This window comes from Adlercreutzia sp. ZJ242 (assembly GCF_011038995.1).
In the GTDB taxonomy this organism is placed as follows: domain Bacteria; phylum Actinomycetota; class Coriobacteriia; order Coriobacteriales; family Eggerthellaceae; genus CAAEEV01.
Genome location: NZ_JAAKEE010000098.1, coordinates 1 through 1,789, shown reverse-complemented (window position 1 = coordinate 1,789; position 1,789 = coordinate 1). Strand labels below are relative to the sequence as shown.

General features: G+C 71.0%; 1 protein-coding gene and 1 pseudogene. Both read right to left on the bottom strand.

Going from position 1 to position 1,789, the window contains the following annotated elements; genetic code table 11:
• Nucleotides 1-372: 372 nt before the first annotated feature.
• The gene (locus G7Y49_RS11910; protein WP_165174104.1) at nt 373-1,518 is read right to left on the bottom strand and encodes a histone-lysine N-methyltransferase; all 1,146 of its coding nucleotides are present in this window, start codon (nt 1,516-1,518) and stop codon (nt 373-375) included.
• Nucleotides 1,519-1,569: 51 nt separating this feature from the next.
• Nucleotides 1,570-1,789: pseudogene (locus G7Y49_RS11905) on the bottom strand (SURF2 Surfeit locus protein 2); the annotation flags it as partial.

The following is a 1,789-nucleotide window of genomic DNA, read 5'->3' as shown; positions in this document are numbered from 1 at the left end:
GTGAATACGTCGGCCAGGGCCGCCGAAGCGGCCGCGCATGCGGTAGGATTGTCCATGGAGGGCTCCTCTCTTTCTCGATTCTTGGTCGATAAGAGATTAGGGGAGCCCCCTTCGCCTCGCTCCGGCTTGTCGGCCAGCCTGGCGGCTGCCCTCGTCGCCGGAGTCGCTATACCTCCCCAAAAACGTTACGCCGTGTTGCTGGCGGCTTGGGCGGGCTTAGGCGAGCACTCCTTCGCGGCGATCGCCGGACCGCCCGCGTTGACGAAGAAGGCTCGCAGGCTCTCGCGGCGCCGCCGGACCAAGGCGCCGCCGCGAGAGCTCGGACAGGGCTTGCGATAGCTCGGGCGGAGCTTGCAAGAGCCCGGACAGGGCTTAGGCGTTCACGTAGACGTAGATGGTGCGGATGGTGTCGGCGAGGTTGCCCGTGGCGTTGGCCATGGCGTAGTCGTACGAGAGCACGGCCGACCAGGCGTGCGGCGCGCCGTCGATGTCCACCTCGCCGGAGAACGAGCAGTACTCCTTGGTGAGCGTGGTGCCGTCGCTCGCGTAGGTGGAGTAGGCCGTCTTGTCCTCGGGCAGCGTCACCGCGCCGTCGGGCACCTGGACGCCCGCCTCGGCGAGCGTCTTCTCGATGATGTGCTCGTTGCGCACGGCGTCGGAGAAGCTCAGCGACCCGTAGCCGAGCGACGAGGTGGCCGCCGAGTAGCCGGCCTGCACCACCCTGCCCTCCTCGTTGAGGCCCAGGTACACCGTCGGCGTGCCCGAGCGCGTGTCGGCGGGCTCGGCGGTGAGCGCGATGCGCACGTCCTGCTTCACAGGGTTGCCCTCCTCGTTCACCTCGCGCGTGCTCGACACCTGCGCACCGTGCTGCAACCGCTCGATCGCCTCGTCCTGCGTGAGGCCGAGCAGCGCGGTGAGGTCAGGGACGGTGGTCTTCTTCGCCGTGGCGGTCGAGGCGTCCTTCGCCGCGGCGTCGCCGTCGATGGCGCTCACCTCCTGCGTGACGTTCTGCGCCTGCTGGGAGGCCGTGGTCTGCACCGTCTGGAGGAGCTGCCAGGCGAGCACGCCGCCTACCGCGAGCAGCACGACGAACACGACGATCACGCCGATGAGGATGCGGCGCATGCGCTTCGACTTGCGCAGGTACTCGGGGATCGGCTCGGGCGCAGGCGCGTCGGGAAGGGGCAGCTCCGGGTCGTCGAACGCGCTCGGGGCGGTCGCGGGCTCGGCGGCGGGCTTCGCGTGGCGCGCGTGCTTGCCCGCGTGACGCGGGGCGCGCTCGGCCTGGGCGGCCTCGGCGTCCTCGGCGAAGGCGGCGGATCCGGCGAGGCCGCCGTCTGCGAAGCCGTCCGCGAAGTCGGCGCCGCCTTGCGGCTCCGGAGAGTCGAACGGGTCGGTGGGCACCGCGCCGTCGAAGTACTCATCAGCCTCAACGGGCGAGAAGGCCCTCGTCAGGCCGATGGCGTTGCCCTCGCCGGCGTCGAAGGGGTCATGGCTCTCATGGTGGCGTCGCGGCATGCGGCATCTCCTATCTCGTGCGGTGCTCAAAGCGAAGGGCCCAGCGCGCGGCTAGGCCAGAAGGTTCCAGAGGACGAAGGCCGCGATGCCGAGCACGGCGAGCGCGATGACGACCTTCTGCGCCGTGGGCATCTTCGAGCTCTCGAGGTCCTCGAGCGTGGTGGCGCGGTAGCCGTCCTCGCGCGCGGCGGGCGCGGGGGCGGACTTGGGCGCCGGCGCGGGCTCGGGAGCGGACGCGGCAGGTGCGGCGGGCTCGCGCGCGGGCGGGACG

What these genes read in the sequence shown, in the direction of transcription:
- G7Y49_RS11910 (WP_165174104.1), bottom strand. Translation starts at nt 1,518, where the DNA reads ATGCCGCGACGCCACCATGAGAGCCATGACCCCTTCGACGCCGGCGAG.